We start from the raw sequence: 20,240 nt of genomic DNA, 5'->3' as shown, positions 1-20,240 counted from the left end.
TGATGCGCAACACATAAGGGGATAAAGTTTGGATCTGATCGGGCTGCTGCCAAGTTTCGGGAATTTCTTTTACACAATCGCCGCTTTTGTTGTTGTGTTGTCGATCATCGTGGCCGTGCATGAATATGGCCATTACATTGTCGGGCGCTGGTCGGGCATCCATGCGGATGTGTTTTCCATAGGTTTCGGGCCTGTTCTGGCCAAAGGCACCGACAAGCGCGGCACGGTCTGGCAGATTGCGGCTTTCCCCTTGGGCGGCTATGTCAAATTTGCGGGCGATTCCAGTGCGGTATCGGGCAAAGACGGCGATGGGATCGCGCAGATGGACGCCGCGCAGCGCCGCCGCACCATGCATGGCGCCCCCCTCTGGGCGCGGGCGATTACGGTCGCGGCGGGGCCAATCTTCAACTTCATCTTCGCCTTTTTCGTGTTTGCCTCGGTGATCATGTATCAGGGCGTCGCGGTGGACGAACCTGTGGTGGGGGAAATCACTGCCCTGCCAGCGCAACCCTTTGAGCTGGCGGCGGGCGACCGTATTCTTGCGGTAGAAGGGGTCGAGACGGAAACGCTGGCGGATTTCCTGCAATCTGCCGAAGCACTGCCCGCCCAATCGGTGTTGCGCTACACTGTCGAGCGTGCGGGGCGCGTGATCGATGTGACCGGCCCCCACCCGCAGCCGCCCCTTGCTGGCAATGTACAGATGAAATCTGCCGCACGCGATGCGCAGATGCAGACGGGCGATGTGATCACCGCCATCAACGGCGTCGAAATTGCGACATTCGGGGAATTGCGCGACATGGTTGCCGCATCGGGCGGCAATGCGCTGGAACTGCGGGTCTGGCGCGACGGGCGCGATCTGGAGTTGACGATGGTGCCGCGCAGCACCGATTTGCCCCTTGCCAGCGGCGGGTTCGAGACGCGCTATCTGATCGGCCTGTCGTCTGGCGCGGTGTTTGAATACGGCACCCGTACACCCGGCGTGCTAGAGGCATCGGGCATCGCCGCCGACCAGATCTGGCGCGTCATCCGCACGTCGCTGGAGGGGCTGTATTACATGGTCGTCGGCCAGATCAGCACCTGCAACCTGTCCAGCCCCATCGGCATTGCCGAAGCATCTGCTTCAATGGCCAATGACGGGCTGCTGGAATTTGTGTGGTTTATTGCGGTGTTGTCGGTTGCCATTGGCCTGTTGAACCTGTTTCCCATACCCCCATTGGATGGCGGCCATCTTGTGTTCCATGCCTATGAGGCGATCATGCGCCGGCCCGCGGGTGACAAAGCCATGCAAATTCTGATTACGATTGGCTTGACGCTGGTGCTGACCTTGTTTGCCTTTGCCTTGTTCAATGATCTGACCTGTTAGACAGATTCGCCACGATTGCGCCCATAAATTGCCCAGATTTTGCCGGATTTTCCGGCGAAATATGCGGAAAGGAGCGTATGATGGCCTATCTTGATGCAGAAATTCAGAATGTCCGCCTGATCTGGCTGAAAGTGGTCAGCTTGGTTCTTGTTATCGGGTTGATTTTGTTGGGGCTTGCAAGTGCCAGTGCGCTTGCGGTGCTGCTTGGGCATGCGCCAAGCCATCTGCCCTGATAAGGCCAAGCGCTGGCCTTTGTCCCCTGTATTGAGATGTTTCTCAGGCGCCGCGCATGCGCCTGTTTCGGGTTTTAACAGCAACACCGCAGTGAAGGTGTTGGCAAAGCGGCGCGATTGCTTTGACAAGGCGCGGCTTACCCGATAGTCACTAAAACATAAAAAAGCGGTAAAACGAGGCCCGATATGCGCGAAATTCACACCACGCTGCCATCGCGCAAAGGCGGTGGGGCACATGGCCTGCACGTCTTTTCCACGGTGGTTTTTTGTTTGTTTTCAGTAACAAGCGCAGCAATTGTTACACCTGCAAGCGCGCAAACCTATCGTTTCAACGCCATCGCCATTGAAGGCAACATTCGGGTGGATGATTCCACGCTGTTCGGGCTTGCCGGTTTTAACCGCGGCGCATCTGTCACAGCGGGGCAGTTGAATGCGGCTTATGGCAATATTGCTGCCTCGGGCCTGTTTGAAACTGTGGAATTCGTGCCGCAGGGCAACACCTTGCTGATCCGCGTCAGTGAATACCCGACCATTGGCATTGTCAATTTCGAGGGCAACCGCCGCATTGATGATGACGTGCTCAGTGGTGCGGTGCAAACCCGCTCTGGCCGGGTTTTGTCGCCGTCTACTGTAGAAGCCGATGCGCGCGCGATTGCTGAAATTTATGCGCAGCGGGGGCGCAGCGCGGCGGAAATCACACCGCGCATCATCCCACGCGGCAATAACCGTGTCGATCTGGCCTTTGAAATCCGCGAAGGCAATGTCGTCGAGATCGAGCGGCTGTCCTTTGTCGGCAACCGCGCCTTTTCCAGCTACCGCTTGCGTCAGGTGCTGAACACCAAACAGGCGGGGGCTTTCCGTTGGCTGGTGCAGCGCGACACATTCGTGGCAGAACGCATCGGGCTGGACCGGCAGTTGCTGTCGGATTTCTACCTCTCGCGCGGCTATGTCGATTTTGAAATTCTGTCAGTCACCTCCGAACTCGCGCGCGAACGGGACGGCTTTTTCCTGACCTTCAATATCCGTGAAGGGTTGCAATACCGTTTTGGCAATATCTCGGTTATCAGTCAGGTCGAAGGTGTAGATGCTGCGGAGTATGAGCGCGAATTGCGCCTGCGCCCCGGCACGATCTTCTCGCCCACAGTGCTGGACCAGAATATCGCCCGGATCGAGCGTTTGGCCGAACAGCGCGGTTTGCGCTTTATCCGCGCAGAGCCGCGCTTTACCCGCAACAACCGCGACCAGACCATCGATGTGGAATTCGCCATTGTGCGGGGCGAGCGTGTTTTCGTGGAGCGGATCGACATTCAGGGCAACACCACAACGCTGGACCGCGTTGTGCGCCGCCAGTTCACCTCGGCCGAAGGTGACCCGCTGAACCCGCGCGAAATTCGTGAAGCGGCAGAGCGTATCCGCGCTTTGGGATATTTCGCAGATGTTGCTGTCGATACACGGCAGGGCAGTGCGCCGGATCAGGCAATCGTGGATGTCGAGGTAGAGGAAACCACAACAGGCTCGCTGGGCTTCTCGGTCAGCTATGGCCGCGCGCAGGGCGTCGGCTTCGGGATTTCCTTTGCCGAGCAGAACTTTCTGGGCCGTGGCCAGCAAGTGTCGGTCAGCTTTAACACGGTCAAAGGGTCGCGCGACATCTCGTTGCAATTTGCAGAACCGGCCATGTTCGGGCGTGACTTGCGGTATTCGCTTGGTGTGGGCTACCGTGAAACCAGTTCCTTCTTTTCCAACTTCGACACGCGCGAAGCGTTTTTGAACAACTCGATCGGCTTTCCGGTCAGCGAATTTGCGCGGCTACAGCTGCGGCAGGGGCTGGTCGCAGACAGGCTGACGGGGCTGGCGACAGATGGTTCAGCGCGGCTGCGGGATGATGTGGGCAGCACGGCTGTGACGGGGACGCTTGGCTACACCTACACATTCGACACGCGCCGTGTTGGCATTGATCCCACGCGCGGCTCCATCTTCTCGGTCAGTCAGGATTTCGGCCTTGGCAACCAAAGCCGCCGTTTTGTGAAAACAGAAGGGCGCGCGGGCTACGAGATGTCGATCTTTAACGAAGATGTCACCTTGCGTGCCGATGCGCGCGTTGGCTTGTTGCACATGGTGAATGGCCAGTCGCGCAACCGCGAACGGTATCAGCTGGCAAATGTGATGCGCGGCTTCGCGCCCGGTGAGTCCGGGCCACGGGATTTCGCGGCAACAAATGATGACGTGCTCGGTGGCAACCGTTATTTCTCAGTGCAGGTTGAAGCACAGTTTCCGCTGGGCACGCCCGAAGAATACGGGCTAAGCGGCGGCATCTTTGCCGATGTCGGCTCGGTCTGGGGGGTGGATAATGTCGGCGGTTTGGCCGCACCTGGGATGGTCGATGACGGCACCGACTATAACAAAATGCATATCCGCGCAGCCCTTGGCGTCTCGTTGTTCTGGGAAAGCCCACTTGGCCCCCTGCGCTTCGACTTCTCGCGTCCGGTTCGCAAGCTTGAACGCGACCGCGCGCAGAATTTCGACTTCTCGATCGTGTCGCAATTCTGATGTTTCGGGCCGCAGTTTTTGCGGTGTGCATTCTGGCGGTGGGGGCACTGGTGTGCCCTCCAGCGCAGGCGCAACAACCGCTTGGCTTTTCCTTGGGCCAGGCGGTCACGGGGGCAAGGCAAGGGGCTGATCTGGCCTTGCGCACCATTGACGACGAACGCTTGTTCCGAGAGTCGTTATTCGGGCAAAGAGTCGCCCAAGAGATCGAGGCGGCCTCTCGTGCGCTGGAAGCAGAGAATGACCAACTGCTGGAAGAACTGACGACACGCGAAAACGAATTGACGGAATTGCGCGCCGACATGACGGTTGAGGCCTTTCGCGCCGCGGCAAATGCGTTCGATATGCAGGCCGAAACCGTCCGCCGGACACAGGCCGAAAAGCGCCAGCGCCTTGTCCAGTTCGAGGAATCAGAGCGCAGGCGGTTTTTCGGCGGCACAGCAGATGTGCTGCAAGAGGTTCTGGATTCTGTCGGCGGTCAGGTTCTGATCGATGCGCGCGCGGTCATCATTGGTGTGCCGGGAATGGATATAACCGAAGCGGCCATTGCGGCTTTGGACGAGTCTATTGGCGATGGCGGGCCGCCACCTTTCCCAATCAATCTGCCCTAAGCGGCAGGACGCGATGCTTGCCAGCCTATAGCGCAGTTGCTAGAGCATCGGCGAAGGCGCAACCGGCTTGCTGCCGCATGTGACGTGAAAATATGGCGCGGCTTAGCGTCAGAGGCTCGAAAGGAACCCGATGACCAACCCTGTCCAGACCGAGGCCGATCTGGCCACGATCATGAAGATCATCCCGCACCGCTACCCGTTCCTGCTGGTGGACAAGGTGCGCGATGTGGTTGCCCGCGAATCTGCGGTGGGGATCAAGAATGTCACCTTCAACGAGCCGCATTTTCAGGGCCATTTTCCGGGTGCCCCAATCATGCCGGGCGTGACGATTGTGGAAGCAATGGCGCAAACGGCAGCGGTTCTGGTGGGCCTGTCAGTGGGTTTTGGAGAGCGCGCGCCGCTGGTCTATTTCATGTCCATCGACAAGGCCAAGTTCCGCCGCAAGGTGGTTCCGGGCGATGTGCTGGAATTGCATGTCACTGTCAAACGCGGGTCCACACGGATCTGGAAGTTTGAAGGCGTCGCCAAGGTCGATGGCCAGATCGCCGCCGAGGCGGAATTCGCCGCGATGATAGACGCCAGCACACAAGTGAGTTGATCATGATTGACCCAAGCGCCGTCATTCACCCCATGGCCGTGGTCGAGCAGGGCGCGACCATTGGCGCGGGCTGTACGGTTGGCCCCTTCGCCATTATCGGCCCCGAGGTTGTCTTGGCCGAGAATGTCACGATCAAACCCCACGCGCTGGTCACCGGCTGGACCGAGATTGGCGCGGGAACCATCGTGTTCTCCTTCGCCTCTGTGGGCGAGGTGCCGCAAGACCTGAAATATGCCGGTGAACGCACGCGGTTGAGCGTGGGCAAAAATTGTCGCATCCGAGAGAATGCGACCTTGCATCTGGGCACGGAACACGGTGGCGGTGTGACGCGGGTGGGCGATGGCTGTCTGGTTATGGCAGGCGCGCATGTGGGCCATGACGCGCAGGTGGGCAATGGCGTGATTCTGGCCAATTACGCAGGCGTTGCAGGCCATGTCACGATCGAGGATCGGGTGATCGTGGGTGCCTCTGCGGGGTTGCACCAGTTCATTCGCGTGGGCGAGGGGGCGATGATTGGCGCGCTGACACGCGTGACCCATGATGTGATGCCCTTTGGCCTTGTCTCGGGCCCGGATGGCGTGCTGCATGGTCTGAACCTGATCGGGCTGAAACGGCGCGGCATGGCGCGCGAAGAGATTGCCGCATTGCGCGCGGCCTATAAGCGTCTTGCAACAGAAGAGGGCGCGCTTGGCGATCTGGCGCAGGCATTGATGCAAGACGCCGAGTCCGAGGTGGTAGCGCAGGTTGCGCGGTTTTTCACGGGCGAGGCAGGGCGCAATTTCCTGCGCCCGACATGAGCGTGATTGCCCTGATCTCTGGCCGTGGGCGGCTGCCGCATCTGCTGGCAGACCGCTTGCAGGCCGAGGGGCGCGCGGTTGTACTGGCCGAGATGGAAGGCTTTGAAAGCCTGAGTGCCGCGCATGATGACGTGCTGCGCTTTCGGCTGGAACGGCTGGTGCCGTTTCTGGACAAGTTGCAGGATATGGGTGTGACGCAGGCGGTTTTTGCAGGTGGGGTGCATCGCCCGCGTCTTGACCCCGCGCTGATCGATCCTGCCACCATGCAGCTTTTGCCCCGCATCATGGCCGCGATGAATAGCGGCGATGATGGCACCTTGCGCGAAGTGATCGCGCTGATGGGGGAATGGGGGGTCGAGGTGGTTGGCGCGCAGGATATCTGCGCCGATCTGGTTGCTGAACCTGTTGTCTTAAGTGATGCGCATCCCAAAGGTGGCGACAAACAAGATGCCGCGCGCGGGTTCGAGATTTTGCGCCTCATGGGGGCTGCCGATGTCGGGCAGGGCTGCGTGGTGGCGCGCGGCCAGTGTCTGGCGCTAGAGGCGCTGCCGGGAACCGATGCGATGCTGGCCCAACTGGCCGCGTTGCGCGCGGGCGGGATGGCGCTGCCAGTGGGGGGGGTGTTCTGCAAGGCCCCCAAACCGGCGCAGGACCGGCGTATTGATCTGCCCGCCCTTGGGCCAGAGACGCTGGACGCTGTCCATGCTGCAGGCCTGCGCGGCATTGCCTTTGAGGCGGGCGGCGTCTTGCTGATTGACCGCGCCGAGATGGTTGCGCGCGCCAACGCGCTTGGCCTGTTCCTTTGGGCGCGAGAGGGCGTGTGAAGGTTTTTGTCATCGCAGGCGAGCCGTCGGGCGACAAGCTGGGCGCGGCCCTGATGATGGGGCTTCACCAGCTTGCGCCTGCCACCACATTTCACGGTGTGGGCGGCGAGGGGATGCAGGGCGCGGGCCTGACCTCGCTGTTTCCGATGTCCGATCTGTCGGTTATGGGGCTGGCAGAGGTGTTGCCGCGCATCCGCCTGCTGCGCCAGCGCATTGCACAGACGGCAGCGGCGATTGCGGCGCAAAAGCCCGATCTGGTTGTCACCATCGACAGCCCCGATTTCTGCCTGCGTGTGCTGCGCAAGGCACGGCAGGCGCGGCCAGACCTGCCGGTGGTCCATTATGTTGCCCCGTCGGTCTGGGCATGGCGTCCGGGGCGCGCGGCGCGCATGGCGCCGCTGGTCGATCATGTGCTTGCCCTGCTGCCATTCGAGCCGCCCTATATGCAAAAAGCTGGCATGAGTTGCGATTTCGTAGGCCATCCGGTTGTTGCCGAGGCCCGCGCCACAGATGCGGAAATCGCGGCCCTGCGCGCGCGGTTTTCAGGCCGGATCATGCTGGCCTTGCCCGGTTCGCGCGGCGGCGAGATTGCGCGGCTGGCGCCGCGCTTTGGTGCTGCGTTGGCGCAGGCAGTGCCGCAGGGCATGCAAGTGCTGGTGCCCAGCGTCACCTCTCAGGCCGACGCCATGCGCGCCTGCGTGGAACGCTGGAATGTGCCCGCCCATGTGCTGACTGACAGGGCCGAGAAACGCGCGGCCTTTGCCGCTGCAGAGGTGGCCCTGGCGGCATCGGGTACTGTGTCGCTGGAACTGGCGGCGAATGACACGCCGATGATTATTGCCTATGACGTGAACCCGCTGACGCGGTTTCTGGCAAAGCGCCTGATCCGGCTGGATACGGTGACACTGGTCAATCTGGTGTCTGAAACGCGCGCTGTGCCGGAATTTCTGGGCCATGATTGCACCCCGGACAAGATCGCGCCTGCGCTGAAAACCCTGATAGACAGTGAACCGGCCCAAGCTGCGCAGCGTCAGGCAATGCGCCTGACAATGACGCGGCTGGGGCAGGGAGGCGAGGCACCGGGGCTGCGCGCCGCGCGTTCGGTGCTGGCGTTCATGTCTGCGCCAAAGGGTGAAACTCCAACACCAGCGACCTGAGGCGTTCCTCCAGAACATGTGTGTAGATTTCTGTGGTGGACACATCGGCATGGCCCAGCAGTGTCTGGATTGCGCGCAGATCGGCCCCGCCCGCCAGCAGATGCGTGGCAAACGCATGGCGCAGCACATGCGGGCTGATGCGCGAAGGGTCCAGCCCTGCCTTCAGCGCGATCTCTTTCAGGATCAGGTAGAAACCCACGCGGCTTAGATGCCCGTCGCGCCCGTTGGACGGGAACAGAAAGCGCGGCTCTGGCAGGCGTTTGGCGCGCAGATCGGTGGCGTGGTCGTCCCAGTCTTGCAACCATGCGCTTAGGGCCGCACGCGCGGGGTCTGACAGGGGCACCATGCGTTCCTTGCCGCCCTTGCCGCGCACCAGAATCATGCGCGGGTCGCCGCGCGCGCTGGCAACAGGCAGGCTGACCAGTTCGGTCACGCGCAAGCCCGTGGCATAAAGCAATTCCAACAGGCAGGCGTTGCGCAACCTGTCGCGCGCGCTGCGCCCTGTCTGGGGGGCCGCACGCAAGAGCGCGCTCACATCTTCTGTCGAAAGGGTAATGGGCAGTTTTTTCGACTTGCCGGGGCCGGAAATCCGGCTGGCGGGGTCATCGCTGCGCCAGCCTTCGGCATAGGCGAAGCGGAACAACTGCCGGATCGACGCCAGACGCCGCGCGCGGGTGGCCTGCGCCAGCCCCTGTGCATCGCAATGGATCAGATAGCGTTCAATTTCTGTGCGGGTGATTTGTGCGAAATCAAGCGCTTGGCCTGCGCACCATTCCCCGAAATCGCGCAAATCGCGCGCATAGGCCAGTTGCGTGTTGCGCGCAGACCCCTGTTCGGCGGCATGGGCATCCAGAAAGGTGGACACCCAGCGCAGGCTGTCTTGTGCGGCTGTGCCCGTCATCCGCGCCGTTCCAGCAACAGCAGCTCGATGGCGATCTGGCGCGCGACAGGGTCCAGCCCCAGCGCGCGCAGGCGCTGCAACCCAAGGGTTGCGGCATGCAGATCGCCTGCCGCCCCATCCGCGATCTGCGACAGCGCACCCAGCAATGTCAGGCCCAATGCGCCCGCGTCCAGCTGGTCTTGCACCTGTTGCGGCACATCAGGTTCGGAAAAAGCCGCATGAATGGCCCCGGCCATCGACGCGCTCGATACTGGAAGCACCTCTGCGCCTTTGGCCAGCGCCATGATGAAACGCCCCAAATCCGTATCGGGTGCCAGCTCATCTGCAAGCGCTGCATTTTCTTGCGACAAAAGCAGCATTTTCCACAGGATTTCGGACGCAGCACCCGACAAGGGGATTTTGGCCAATGCCTCGCCCTTCATCTGGGCAAAGGCCACCTCCAGCTCGACTGCGGCGAAAAGGGGCCATGCTTCGGTCAGGGCTGTGCCGATGGCGGTCCCGTTGCGTTGCTGAAGCGCGCGTTCCAGATGCTGGATGATGCGCACACGTTCCCACAGCCCGCCCGATGCCGCTGCGCGGCGTTGCGTATACAGGCCCAGCAGGCGGTTTGGCTCCAGCACGCTTGCGCGGGTCAGCCGCTCTGCCGCGTCCAGCTGAGAGCGCCAGCCAGAGGTGCCGCGCAGGTCTGCATGGGCATAGGCCACAGGCAGGCTGGCAGTGGTGACCGGATCGCCCAAGGCCTCCATAATGCGCCATCCCAAGGGGGTGATCTGGGCCGGGGGGGTGATCTGGCCTTCTTCCTCTTCCTCTTCCAGAAAGCGCGTCAGCAAGGCCGCTTCGTTCTCGTCCAGCAGGCCAAGCGCGCGGCCCACTTGCAGACTGGCAAAAGCGCTTTGCCAGTCGCCCCGGCGGGCCATGCAGAAAATCTGTGCAGAATGGCTGTGCTGTGCCGCGATCTGCCCGCTCATATGCGCGCAGGCGCGGTCTTCCTCGCCCAGCAGCAGCGCAATGTCGAAGGCGCGCGCATTCAGGGCCGCACTTGTTTCAGGGGCGGCGGCAATCAGTTGCCCTGCCTGTTCCAAAGCGCCCAGCTCCACCAGCTTGTCGACCCGTGCCAGCAGCAGTGCGCCGCGTGTCTCGGGGATGTTTTGCAAGGGCGGCGCAAATTCGGCCATCAGCAGACGCAGCGACAGCCGCGCGGCGGCGGGCATCGTGTCGGCGGGCAGGCTGACAATGGCTGCCACAATCTCACTGGTTGGTGTCGGCCCCCAGAGGGCGCGCGGCAGTCCCACACGTTCGGCTGTGAACAGACCCGTCGTTTCCAGCTCTGACCGGCCCAGCGGCGCGCTTGCGATTTCCTCGAAACCCGGCGCGGGCAGGGTGATGAGGGTATCGTCTGGCGGTGGCGGTGGGGGGGCCGTGCTGTGTTGCGGCAGTGGCGCGCTCATCGCGCGTTCCAGCCAGTCAATCGCGCTAAGCGGTGCGCCCATCTCCTGCGCATGGGCAGAGGGGGCGAGCGCGACCCCCAATACTGCCGCAGCCAGCCCAATGCCCAGATATTTTGAGGGATATGTGCTCAATTCACTTCCAGCGTTACAGGTGTCTCGATTGTGGTGCGTTGGGCTGTCAGGTCGCCCACATAGGCATAGGCAATGACAGCAATCGCCGCCAGCACGACAAGCATCAGCAAGAAACGGAAGATATAGCGCATTAGGGCCTGCCTTTCTGAATTCACACCCCTCTTTGAAGCAACATGCCTCTGGGGGTTTACCGGTCGACATTGACGCAATATCACGACAATAAACAGACAGGCCACGAAAACTTGAAAATTGAATGACGGGGGCACGATACTGGCATGAAACTGCACAAGACAGTTGTTCTTGTTGGTATGATGGGGGCAGGCAAGACCGCTGTGGGCAAAGAACTGGCGCGCATGCTGGCTGTGCCCTTCCTTGATTCGGACGAAGAGATCGTCGCCGCAGCCGCCATGAGCATTGCCGAGATATTCGAACGCGATGGCGAGGCGTTTTTCCGTGACCGCGAAGCCGAAGTGATTGTCCGCCTGTTGCGGGGCAAACCCGGTGTGTTGTCCGTGGGGGGCGGCGCATTCTTGCGCGCCCAGACCCGCGAGATGATCTCGGAATTGGGGGTTTCGGTCTGGCTGAAGGCTGATCTGGACCTGCTGTGGTCACGGGTGCGCCAAAAGCCGACGCGACCCTTGCTGATGACATCCGACCCGCAAGCGACCCTTGCGCAACTGCTGGCCCAGCGCGAGCCGGTATATGCCAAGGCGGATCTGGTGGTGGAAACGCAACCGGCCTATGCCATTGCCGATACAGCGCGCGCTGTGTTGGCGCAATTGGCCTTGCGCGCAGATGTTTTGGAAGGGGCTTCGACATGACGCAGATTGACCGGGTGCATGTGCCCTTGGGTGCGCGTGCCTATGATGTGGTGATCGGGCAGGGTTTGGTGGCACAGGCGGGTGCGCTGATGCAGCCTTTTCTGGCGCGCCCGCGTGTCGCGGTGCTGACTGAAAGCCGCGTGGCGGGCTTGCATCTGGAAAACTTGCAGGCGGGATTGTCGGCGCAGGGCATTGCCAGTTCCGCACATGCGCTGACACCGGGTGAAGGAACCAAAAGCTGGGACGGCCTGCGCGAGTCTGTTGAATGGTTGCTGGATGAAAAGGTCGAGCGACGCGATGTGGTTGTGGCTTTGGGCGGCGGTGTGATTGGTGATCTGGGCGGGTTTGCCGCCGCAATCCTGCGCCGCGGCGTGCGGTTTGTGCAAGTGCCGACATCGCTTCTGGCGCAGGTGGACAGTTCTGTCGGGGGCAAGACCGGCATAAATACGCGTCACGGCAAGAACCTTGTGGGGGCGTTTCACCAGCCCAGTCTGGTGCTGGCCGATATCGACTTGCTGGACAGCCTGCCAAAGCGCGATTTTCTGGCCGGTTACGGCGAAGTGGTGAAATACGGTCTGCTGGGGGATGCCGCGTTTTTCGAGTGGCTGGAAGTAAATGGCCCGGCACTGGCGCGCGGCGACAAAAGCGCGCGGCACTACGCAGTGCGCCGCTCGGTCGAGATGAAGGCAGGCATTGTCGCGCGTGACGAAACCGAACAGGGAGAGCGCGCGCTTCTGAACCTTGGCCACACCTTCTGCCACGCGCTAGAGGCCGCGACCGGCTATTGCGACCGTCTGCTGCATGGCGAGGGGGTGGCGATTGGCTGCGCGCTGGCCTTTGAAGTGTCGGCGCGCATGGGCCTGTGCGCACAGGAAACCCCAAGCCGCGTGCGCGCGCATTTGCGCGCCATGGGCATGGCAACGGACCTGGCCGATATTGCGGGCGATCTGCCCGATGCCGCGGCGCTGGTCGCGCTTATGGCGCAGGATAAAAAGGTGCAGGACGGGCGCTTGCGGTTCATTCTTGCGCGCGAAATCGGTCAGGCCTTTGTGTGTGACGATGTTCCCGGCGATCTGCTACTTAGTGTTCTGAGTGAGGCATTGGCCGCAAGGCCATGAAAAAGGGGGCCAAAAGGCCCCTTTCCCTGCTCTGCTTGGCAGTCTTGGCCAGATCAGACGCGCTCGACCGTCACCTTGCCTGCGTCAAAGGCAAGATATTCGCGCAGTTGCGCAGCCTCGGCGGTGGGTTCGGTCAGGCTATAGGCCGCATTCTGAATCACACCCTCGGGGCTGGAGATGTGAAAATGCACGCCGGCACCCCTGTCATCGCAGATAAAGGGCCGGTCTGATGCGTCCAGTACGGCCGCCGCGATATCGTCGCGCGGGAAATAGATGACGAAAGGGAAATCCCGTTGCAGCAATTCCAATGCGCGGGTGCTTTCGCCGATAACCGCCCCGTTGGCACGAACAACCCATGTGCCAGCGGCTGGATAGATCCTGACATTACTCATCTTGCTTTTTTCCTCTCGGTTATCGGTTGGCGGCACTATTGCAGGCTTTGCAGCCAAAGGCAAAGCGGGCAAATGCGCACAAGCAGCGCGGTTAGATCGGTTGACAGGCCGTTTGTAGCCAGACAGCGGTTGGGCCACTGACCAGAGGCGACAGCAAAACTGCCACGCGGGCATGATAGGCGTCAAGCCATGCACGTTCATCTGCGCTTAGCATGCTGACCTGTATCAGCCTGCGATCAATCGGCGCAAGGGTCAGGGTTTCGAATTCCAGCCAGTCGCGGGCATCGCCCCCCTCTGGTGCCGCGCCTTTGCGCACGGCGATCAGGTTCTCGATGCGGATGCCGAATCTTCCTTCGCGGTAATAGCCCGGCTCGTTCGACAGGATCATTCCTTCGGCAAGCGGCACAGTGCTGATCCGCGACAGGCGTTGCGGCCCTTCATGGACAGATAGAAACGCCCCCACGCCATGCCCTGTGCCATGGTCGTAATCATGACCCGCCAGCCATAGCGGATAGCGCGCCAGCGCATCCAGATGGCTGCCCGCCACCCCGCGCGGGAAGCGCGCGCGCGATATAGCGATCATGCCTTGCAGCACACGGGTGAAACACTCCACTTCCAGCGTGCCGACAGGCCCAATGGCGATGGTGCGGGTGATGTCGGTGGTCCCGTCCAGATATTGCCCGCCCGAATCGACCAGCATCAGATCACCGGGCAACAGGCGGCGGTTGGTGTCTTCGGTCACGCGGTAATGCACAATCGCGCCATTGGGGCCAGAGCCAGCGATCGTGTCAAAACTCAGGTCTTCCAGCAGGCCAGTTGCCACGCGGCACTGTTCCAGATGGCGTGCGACGTCAATCTCGGTCACAATATGATCCGGGTTTTTCAGCAGCGCGCTGGCCTGCCTGTCCAGCCAGCACAGAAATTCCACCATCGCGGCCCCGTCGCGCAGATGCGCGGCCCGCGCGCTGGCCAGTTCCGCGCCCGTTTTGCGGGCCTTGGGCATCAGGCAGGGGTCTTGCATATAGGCAATCTCGACATTGCCTTCTTGCAACAGATCAACCACAGCCAGCGGCACGGTTCCCTTGTCCAGCCGGACAGGGCCGGACAAGCTGCGCAATGCGGGCGCAAAGGCCTCGGTCGGGCGAATATGCACGCCGTCATCCCATTCCAACCCCGCGCATTTTGAAGGGGCAGTATACAGATCGACGCGGCCATCTTCATGGACAATGGCAAAGCCTTGCAAAACAGGCAGGCGCGGCAGGTCTGCGCCGCGAATGTTCAGCAGCCAGCAGATACTGTCAGGCTGGGTCAGAACCGCCGCGCGCTGGCCGTTCTGCGTCAGGGTCTGGCCCAGATTGGCGCGTTTCTCGATTGATGACAGGCCCGCAAGGTGTTCGGGGTAGGGCCGCGCAGGGGCCATGGGGGGGGCAGGCCGGTCTGTCCAAAGGGGATCAATCTGGTTGGACATGCGGCGCAGACCAATGTTGCTGCCCTCCAGCCCCTTGGTCAATGTCTCGATTTCAGTTGGTGTGTGCAACCACGGGTCAAAGCCGATGACCGCCCCATTGGGGCAGGCGTCGCGCAGCCATGTGGCGGGCGCTGTCTCGGGCCAGTTCACAGGGGTGAAATCGGGCGCGCATTGCAGCCGCGCCTGCACACGGTAGCGCCCGTCCACAAACAGCCCTGCGCGGTCCGGCAATACGATGCAGAACCCTGCCGAGCCGGTAAATCCTGTCAGCCAGGACAGCCGCTCATCACAGGCTGCGACATATTCCCCCTGGTGCGCATCTGCACGCGGCAGAATATAGCCATCCACCCCTGCCGCCCGCAGATTTGCGCGCAGCGCCGCCAGACGCGGCGGGCCGTCTTCCGGGCGGGTCGAGGCAGCAAAAGTCTGAAACATGGGGGTGTCCTTGGGGTTCTGGCCGGTATTGCGCAAGTGGTAGTCAGGGCCGCGCGATTGGTCAATGGCGCGGGCGCCTGCCATAGCGCGCGAGATATGCAGCGGCATTGGCAAATCCGCGATATGTGCGATACTCCCTTGCCAAGCCAGAGGGGATGGTATTTTGCCAAGCCATATCTTTGCGGCAAATTCTGACACGAAAGACAGGTTTATTTGAAACTCTTGATCGTCTCGGAACGTATGACCGATATAGCCCTATAGGCAAGTGCGTAAAAACAGATGCTGGACCGTCACATCAGACCCTTCATCGATCCGCCCCTGAACAGGTTGGGGCGGCAGTTTGCGTTGATGGGGTTCAGTGCGAATATGGTCACGCTTGCGGGGTTGGCCTTGGGGCTGGCAGCGGCGCTGGCCATTGTTTTTGAAGCCTTCATTCTGGCGGTGTTGTTTATTCTGGCGTCGCGTCTGGCCGATGGGCTGGACGGGGCCGTTGCGCGCGTGCGCGGCGTGACAGATTTTGGCGGCTATCTCGACATTACCTGCGACTATGTTTTTTACGCAGCCATTCCCTTGGCCTTTATCATGCTGGACCCGCAGTCGCATGGCGTTGTCGGGGCGTTCTTGCTGCTGAGTTTCTATGTCAATGCGGGGTCATTTCTGGGCTTTGCGGTGCTGGCAGAAAAGCAGAAGATGCGTTCTGATGCGCATGGCGTCAAATCTTTGTATTTTACAGGTGGGCTGCTGGAAGGCACGGAAACGATTGTGTTTTTCCTGCTACTTTGCCTGTTTCCAGCCGCATTCGTGCCGCTTGCCTTGGGGTTTGCGGTGTTATGTCTGGTGACGGCCTTTGCGCGTGTCCTTCTGGCCGCCAAGGTTTTTCAAGACTAGGCGGCGCCAATCCGGCCTTTGGGCAGGCGGGCATCTGTGCAAACCGCCTGAAAACCCGCGCCAGCGTTAAGGCATTGTTTACCATTCGCCTATCTAATCGCCAGAGGTATCCGGGGCGGGTGATGGGGCAGAGCGTGGCATTCGATCAGTGCAGAAGCTTGCAGGGGCACGCAGCGCCTTTGCTGGAACTTGTTGTCCGGCGCAAGCGCGACACGCCACGCAAACCGCTGGGCCAGATTTTGCTGGAGATGGGATGTGTCACAAATGACGATCTGTTGCGCGCGCTGGAAACCCAGTCGCGGCAGGTCGGCTTTCTGGGTGATATCCTGATCGCGCGCGACCTTATCAGCGAGGACCATTTGCTTGCCGCCCTTGCACGCCAGTATAATACCAGCTTTTTCACGCGTGCGCAGCCTTTGCCCGACCCGCGCTTGATCGACCGGCTTGGCGTGCATCGTTGTTTGCAACTGCAATGCCTGCCTTGGTATCGCGCGGGCGATGTGACGGTGATTGCCTGCGCGCGGCCCGCCCAGTTTGACCAGTGCCGCAGTGAACTTGAAGCACGGTTCGGCCATATTGCCATGGTCACCATCAGCGAGGGGGACTTGCACGAAACTGTGTTAAAAACACGCCGCAACCGATTGAAACTTTGGGCAGAAACCTGCGTCGCAGAGGCAGAGAGCTGCCGCAAGATGCACACGCGCTGGTTTGGAAATGTGCTCTGTCTGGGGCTTGTGACCCTTGCGGTTCTGGCCTGCCTTGCCCCTCTGACCACCTTGCTGGTGCTGACATTGGTGGCAACTTTCTTTTTGCTGATCAACGCGCTGCTCAAGATCGCGGCGGCCATTGCTGTCCATACCCATCGCACCGCGCGTGGCATGCCCATTGCCCCTGTCACGCAACTTGTCCGCCAGCGAAAGCCGGTCGTGTCCATTCTTGTGCCGCTGCATAATGAACCTCTGGTCGTGCCGCGTCTGATCAACCGGCTGTCGCGGTTGACATGGCCGCGCGAAGTGCTGGATATTCTGTTGGTCGTGGAAGAGCATGACCACCCGACCCGCGATGCACTGGCGGCATGCAAGCTGCCGCGCTGGATGCGTGTGATTCCTGTGCCGGATGCGCCGCTCAAGACCAAACCGCGCGCCTTGAATTACGCCATGTTATTCGCGCGGGGGTCCATTATCGGGGTTTATGACGCCGAAGATGCGCCAGAGCCGGGGCAGATACATAAAGTGGTGCGCTGTTTCCAGAACGGCCCCCCGAACCTTGCCTGTGTGCAAGGGGTTCTGGATTTTTACAACCCGCGCAAAAACTGGCTGTCGCGCTGTTTCGCCATTGAATATGCTACATGGTTCCGAATCATCCTGCCGGGAATGCAGCGCCTTGGGCTGGCAGTGCCCTTGGGTGGCACCACGCTGTTTTTCCGCCGCGACATCCTGGAGGCTTTGGGCGGATGGGATGCGCATAATGTGACCGAAGATGCCGATCTGGGCATTCGTCTGGCGCGGCATGGCTATTACACGCAGCTTCTCGACACCGTCACGCTGGAAGAGGCAAATTGCCGCCCCATCCCTTGGGTCAAGCAGCGCTCGCGCTGGCTGAAGGGCTATGCGGTCACATGGCTTGTGCATATGCGCGCCCCCCGCCAATTGTGGGACCAACTGGGCGCGTGGCGGTTTTTCGGGGTTCAGGTGCTGTTTCTGGGCACTTTGGTGCAATTCATGCTGGCCCCTTTGTTATGGAGCTTCTGGCTGATGATGCTGGGCTTGGGTCATCCGCTGCATGCGCAATTTGGCTCAGGGGTCATGATCGCGTTTGTGACGGTTTTTTTGCTGGCAGAGGCGGTAACCATCAGTGTGGGCCTGATGGCGCTCAGATCGCGGGCGCATCACCATCTGCGCGTGTGGCTGCCTGCATTGCATGGCTATTTCCCGCTGGCTGTGCTGGCAGTGTACAAGGCTTTGTATGAACTGATCACGGCACCGTTTTACTGGGACAAGACCGCGCATAGCGACCAGTCCGCCGCTTGCGACAAGATCCGTGTCGCAAGCACCTGCCGCTAAGGCACCAATCTGGACCTTGCGACGGGATCACGGTAGGGTTTTGCCAAATGTTTCATGATGCAAGAGTTCGAGATGTTGTATTTCCTCAAACATAAGCTGGTTTTATTCGCCACGCCCAAAGCGGGCAGCACTGCGCTGGAACATGCGCTTGCCCCGCTGGCAGATATCGTGCTGCAAGGTGACCCGCGCATCAAGCATTGTACATTCCAGCGCTATAAATGGCGGATGGAGAAGTTCATCCAGATATTTGAAGAAGACGCCCCCCAAACCGCAGCCCTGATCCGCCATCCCGAAGACTGGCTTGGCAGTTGGTTCCGCTTTCGCCATGGCAGCTGGCTGGAAGGCACGCCGCGCAGCACCCGCGGGCTGAGTTTCGACCAGTTCGTAGAAGGCTATTTGGCAGAGAAACAACCGGCCTTCGCCGCAGTCGGGCAGCAGGCAAAGTTCCTGACCCATCCCAAAACGGGCGAGACGGTCGATCACCTGTTCCGCTATGAGGCGATGCCGGAGTTTGTCGCCTTCCTCGAAGCGCGCCTTGGCACCGCGATCACGCTAGAGCGGCAGAATGTCTCGCCCAACCACCATATCAGCCTGTCGCCTGCGCTGCGCCAGCGGCTTGAACAGCACTATGCCGAAGATTACGCGCTCTATGCCTCGGCGCGGGGTGGCGGCGCGCGCTAAGGGGTTGCCTTGCCCCCTTTATTGGCAGAACACTGCGCTATCAGTCACATTCCGGGGGATATCATGAGTTTGGAGACACGCATCGCACAGGCCCGCGGCGAAGGGCCGGCAGATCTGGTCTTGCGCGGTGCCGAGGTGCTTTGTACCGTCACCGGCGCGCGGATTGCAGGCGATGTCGCCATCTCTGAAGGGGTTATCATCGGCATCGGTGACAGCTATGAGGGGCGCGAGGTTCTGGATCTGTCCGGTCAGGTGCTGGTGCCGGGCTTTATCGACACGCATCTGCATATCGAATCCTCTCTTGTCACTCCGTTTGAATTTGACCGCCTTGTGGCCCCGCGCGGCGTGACGACGGCCATTTGCGACCCGCATGAGATTGCCAATGTCGCGGGCGCCGCAGGTATCCGCTATTTCCTTGACGCTGCCACCTGCACAGTCATGGATATTCGTGTGAACCTGTCGTCTTGCGTGCCCTCCACACATATGGAAACGGCAGGGGCCGCGCTTGATGCTGACGACCTGCTGGCGCTCGCCGATCATCCACAGGTGATCGGTCTGGCCGAATTCATGAATTTCCCCGGCGTGATCCACCGCGATCCGGGATGCATGGCAAAACTGCATGCTTTCGCGGGCCGACATATTGACGGGCACGCGCCGCTTTTGTCGGGGCGCGACCTGAATGCCTATGTGACGGCCGGCATCCGCACCGAACACGAATCCACCACCGCTGGCGAGGCGCGCGAGAAATTGCAAAAAGGGCTGCGCTGCCTGATCCGCGAAGGCTCTGTCAGCCGCGATATGGCCGCCCTCGCACCCCTGCTGACACCTGTGACCGCGCCCTATATGTGTCTGTGTACGGATGACCGCAACCCGCTCGACATTGCCGAGCATGGGCATCTTGACCACATGATCCGCAGCTTGATTGCGATGGGCTGCGACACGCTGGCCGTCTACCGCGCAGCAACCCTTTCAGCGGCCGAGGCTTTCGGCCTGAAAGATCGCGGCCAGATAGCGCCCGGAAAACGCGCCGATATTGTGGCCTTGCCCGATCTGGCCGAATGCCGCGCGTCGCTGGTGCTGTGCGGCGGTCAGGTGGTGACTGATGCAGCCTTCGCTGCGCGCAATATCATCCCTCCGGTCGCGCGCAACTCCGTGCGCGCGCCGAAAGTCGCGGCCTCTGACTTCCGCCATGCGGGCAATACCCCAGACACCTCTGTTATCGGCATTCTTGAAGGCAAGATCATCACCCAGCATCTGCGCGAACAGGTCACACCCGAAGGGGGCGACAAGCGCCCTGATCCCGCGCGCGATCTGCTGCGCGTCGCAGTGGTGGAACGGCATGGCAAGAATGGCAATATCGCCACTGGTTTTGTGCGCGGCTTTGGCATGGCGCGCGGCGCGATAGCCGCCACTGTGGCGCATGATCACCACAATATCGTGGCCGTGGGGGCCGATTACGAAGATCTGGCACTGGCCGTGAACCGCTTGTCAGAGATCGAGGGCGGCTTTGTCGTGGCGCTGAACGGGCAGGTTCTGGCAGAATTGCCGCTGCCTGTGGCAGGGCTTATGTCGCTAGAGCCGCATGAAAACGTCCATACCGCGCTGGTGGCGCTGCGCCGCGCCGCAACCGCGCTTGGGGTCACCCTGCAAGAGCCGTTTTTGCAACTCGCCTTCATCGCCCTGCCAGTGATCCCGCATCTCAAGATCACGGATTATGGCATGGTCGATGTTGACCGCTTCGAGGTGATCTGACGCAAGCCTCATTT

General features: G+C 61.1%; 19 protein-coding genes. 14 read left to right on the top strand and 5 right to left on the bottom strand.

Annotation, left to right across the window (positions count from 1 at the left end; genetic code table 11):
- The first annotated feature begins 28 nt into the window (after window positions 1-28).
- The 8 genes from rseP (at window position 29) to lpxB (ending at window position 8,127) form a co-directional block, all read left to right on the top strand.
- Entirely contained in the window at window positions 29-1,363 is a 1,335-nt protein-coding gene (rseP, locus tag BG455_RS06385) for an RIP metalloprotease RseP (RefSeq protein WP_071469092.1), read from the top strand.
- Window positions 1,364-1,443: 80 nt separating this feature from the next.
- Entirely contained in the window at window positions 1,444-1,596 is a 153-nt protein-coding gene (locus BG455_RS17285) for a hypothetical protein (protein WP_170124692.1), read from the top strand.
- Window positions 1,597-1,866: 270 nt separating this feature from the next.
- Window positions 1,867-4,143, top strand: coding sequence for an outer membrane protein assembly factor BamA (gene bamA, locus BG455_RS06380; protein WP_245735484.1), 2,277 nt, complete (start codon window positions 1,867-1,869; stop codon window positions 4,141-4,143).
- Window positions 4,143-4,751: an OmpH/Skp family outer membrane protein gene (locus BG455_RS06375; RefSeq protein WP_071469091.1), complete on the top strand. Its 609-nt coding sequence runs from the start codon at window positions 4,143-4,145 to the stop codon at window positions 4,749-4,751. The genes bamA and BG455_RS06375 overlap by 1 nt, the downstream gene beginning before the upstream one ends.
- A gap of 130 nt (window positions 4,752-4,881) precedes the next feature.
- Window positions 4,882-5,349 (top strand): 3-hydroxyacyl-ACP dehydratase FabZ, encoded by a 468-nt coding sequence (gene fabZ / locus BG455_RS06370; RefSeq protein WP_071469090.1) that lies wholly within the window; start codon window positions 4,882-4,884, stop codon window positions 5,347-5,349.
- Between the two features lie 2 nt (window positions 5,350-5,351).
- Complete coding sequence (gene lpxA / locus BG455_RS06365; RefSeq protein WP_071469089.1) at window positions 5,352-6,146, top strand: acyl-ACP--UDP-N-acetylglucosamine O-acyltransferase; 795 nt, start codon at window positions 5,352-5,354, stop codon at window positions 6,144-6,146.
- Window positions 6,143-6,970 (top strand): LpxI family protein, encoded by an 828-nt coding sequence (locus tag BG455_RS06360; protein WP_071469088.1) that lies wholly within the window; start codon window positions 6,143-6,145, stop codon window positions 6,968-6,970. Before lpxA ends, BG455_RS06360 begins: the two co-directional genes overlap by 4 nt.
- Window positions 6,967-8,127, top strand: coding sequence for a lipid-A-disaccharide synthase (gene lpxB, locus BG455_RS06355; RefSeq protein WP_071469087.1), 1,161 nt, complete (start codon window positions 6,967-6,969; stop codon window positions 8,125-8,127). Before BG455_RS06360 ends, lpxB begins: the two co-directional genes overlap by 4 nt.
- Here lpxB and BG455_RS06350 read toward each other — a convergent pair.
- The 3 genes from BG455_RS06350 to BG455_RS17650 are packed head-to-tail and all read right to left on the bottom strand — an operon-like array spanning window position 8,084 to window position 10,739.
- Window positions 8,084-9,028, bottom strand: coding sequence for a site-specific tyrosine recombinase XerD (locus tag BG455_RS06350; RefSeq protein WP_071469086.1), 945 nt, complete (start codon window positions 9,026-9,028; stop codon window positions 8,084-8,086). The genes lpxB and BG455_RS06350 overlap by 44 nt on opposite strands.
- On the bottom strand, window positions 9,025-10,608 hold the full coding sequence (locus tag BG455_RS06345; protein WP_084386151.1) for a hypothetical protein: 1,584 nt from the start codon (window positions 10,606-10,608) through the stop codon (window positions 9,025-9,027). The genes BG455_RS06350 and BG455_RS06345 overlap by 4 nt, the downstream gene beginning before the upstream one ends.
- Window positions 10,605-10,739, bottom strand: a complete 135-nt coding sequence (locus tag BG455_RS17650) for a hypothetical protein (RefSeq protein WP_281243907.1) — start codon at window positions 10,737-10,739, stop codon at window positions 10,605-10,607. Before BG455_RS17650 ends, BG455_RS06345 begins: the two co-directional genes overlap by 4 nt.
- Before the next feature lie 144 nt (window positions 10,740-10,883).
- Here BG455_RS17650 and BG455_RS06340 point away from each other — a divergent pair, with 144 nt between their 5' ends.
- Together BG455_RS06340 and aroB are read left to right on the top strand one after the other, a co-directional pair.
- Window positions 10,884-11,429, top strand: a complete 546-nt coding sequence (locus tag BG455_RS06340; RefSeq protein ID WP_071469085.1) for a shikimate kinase — start codon at window positions 10,884-10,886, stop codon at window positions 11,427-11,429.
- Window positions 11,426-12,547 (top strand): 3-dehydroquinate synthase, encoded by a 1,122-nt coding sequence (gene aroB / locus BG455_RS06335; RefSeq protein WP_071469084.1) that lies wholly within the window; start codon window positions 11,426-11,428, stop codon window positions 12,545-12,547. Before BG455_RS06340 ends, aroB begins: the two co-directional genes overlap by 4 nt.
- Window positions 12,548-12,600: 53 nt before the next feature.
- On the opposite strand, the gene BG455_RS06330 is transcribed toward aroB, so the two are convergent.
- Window positions 12,601-12,939 carry a DUF427 domain-containing protein gene (locus BG455_RS06330; RefSeq protein WP_071469083.1) on the bottom strand — a complete coding sequence of 113 codons (339 nt, stop codon included), beginning with the start codon at window positions 12,937-12,939 and terminating at the stop codon, window positions 12,601-12,603.
- A gap of 91 nt (window positions 12,940-13,030) precedes the next feature.
- Window positions 13,031-14,842, bottom strand: coding sequence for an aminopeptidase P family protein (locus BG455_RS06325; RefSeq protein ID WP_071469180.1), 1,812 nt, complete (start codon window positions 14,840-14,842; stop codon window positions 13,031-13,033).
- A 279-nt stretch (window positions 14,843-15,121) separates the two neighbouring features.
- On the opposite strand from BG455_RS06325, the gene BG455_RS06320 reads away from it, so the two are divergent.
- The 4 genes from BG455_RS06320 to ade all read left to right on the top strand — a co-directional run bounded on the left by BG455_RS06320 (window position 15,122) and on the right by ade (window position 20,226).
- Window positions 15,122-15,730 (top strand): CDP-alcohol phosphatidyltransferase family protein, encoded by a 609-nt coding sequence (locus BG455_RS06320; RefSeq protein WP_071469082.1) that lies wholly within the window; start codon window positions 15,122-15,124, stop codon window positions 15,728-15,730.
- A 158-nt stretch (window positions 15,731-15,888) separates the two neighbouring features.
- Window positions 15,889-17,793, top strand: coding sequence for a glycosyltransferase family 2 protein (locus tag BG455_RS06315; protein ID WP_177190873.1), 1,905 nt, complete (start codon window positions 15,889-15,891; stop codon window positions 17,791-17,793).
- Between the two features lie 54 nt (window positions 17,794-17,847).
- Complete coding sequence (locus tag BG455_RS06310; RefSeq protein ID WP_084386150.1) at window positions 17,848-18,474, top strand: hypothetical protein; 627 nt, start codon at window positions 17,848-17,850, stop codon at window positions 18,472-18,474.
- A 63-nt stretch (window positions 18,475-18,537) separates the two neighbouring features.
- On the top strand, window positions 18,538-20,226 hold the full coding sequence (gene ade, locus BG455_RS06305; RefSeq protein ID WP_071469081.1) for an adenine deaminase: 1,689 nt from the start codon (window positions 18,538-18,540) through the stop codon (window positions 20,224-20,226).
- Window positions 20,227-20,240 lie beyond the last annotated feature (14 nt).

The sequence above is a fragment of the Roseinatronobacter thiooxidans genome (assembly GCF_001870675.1).
Lineage (GTDB): Bacteria > Pseudomonadota > Alphaproteobacteria > Rhodobacterales > Rhodobacteraceae > Roseinatronobacter > Roseinatronobacter thiooxidans.
Note: the sequence above shows the minus strand (reverse complement) of the source record. Positions and strands in the feature narration are given on the sequence as shown.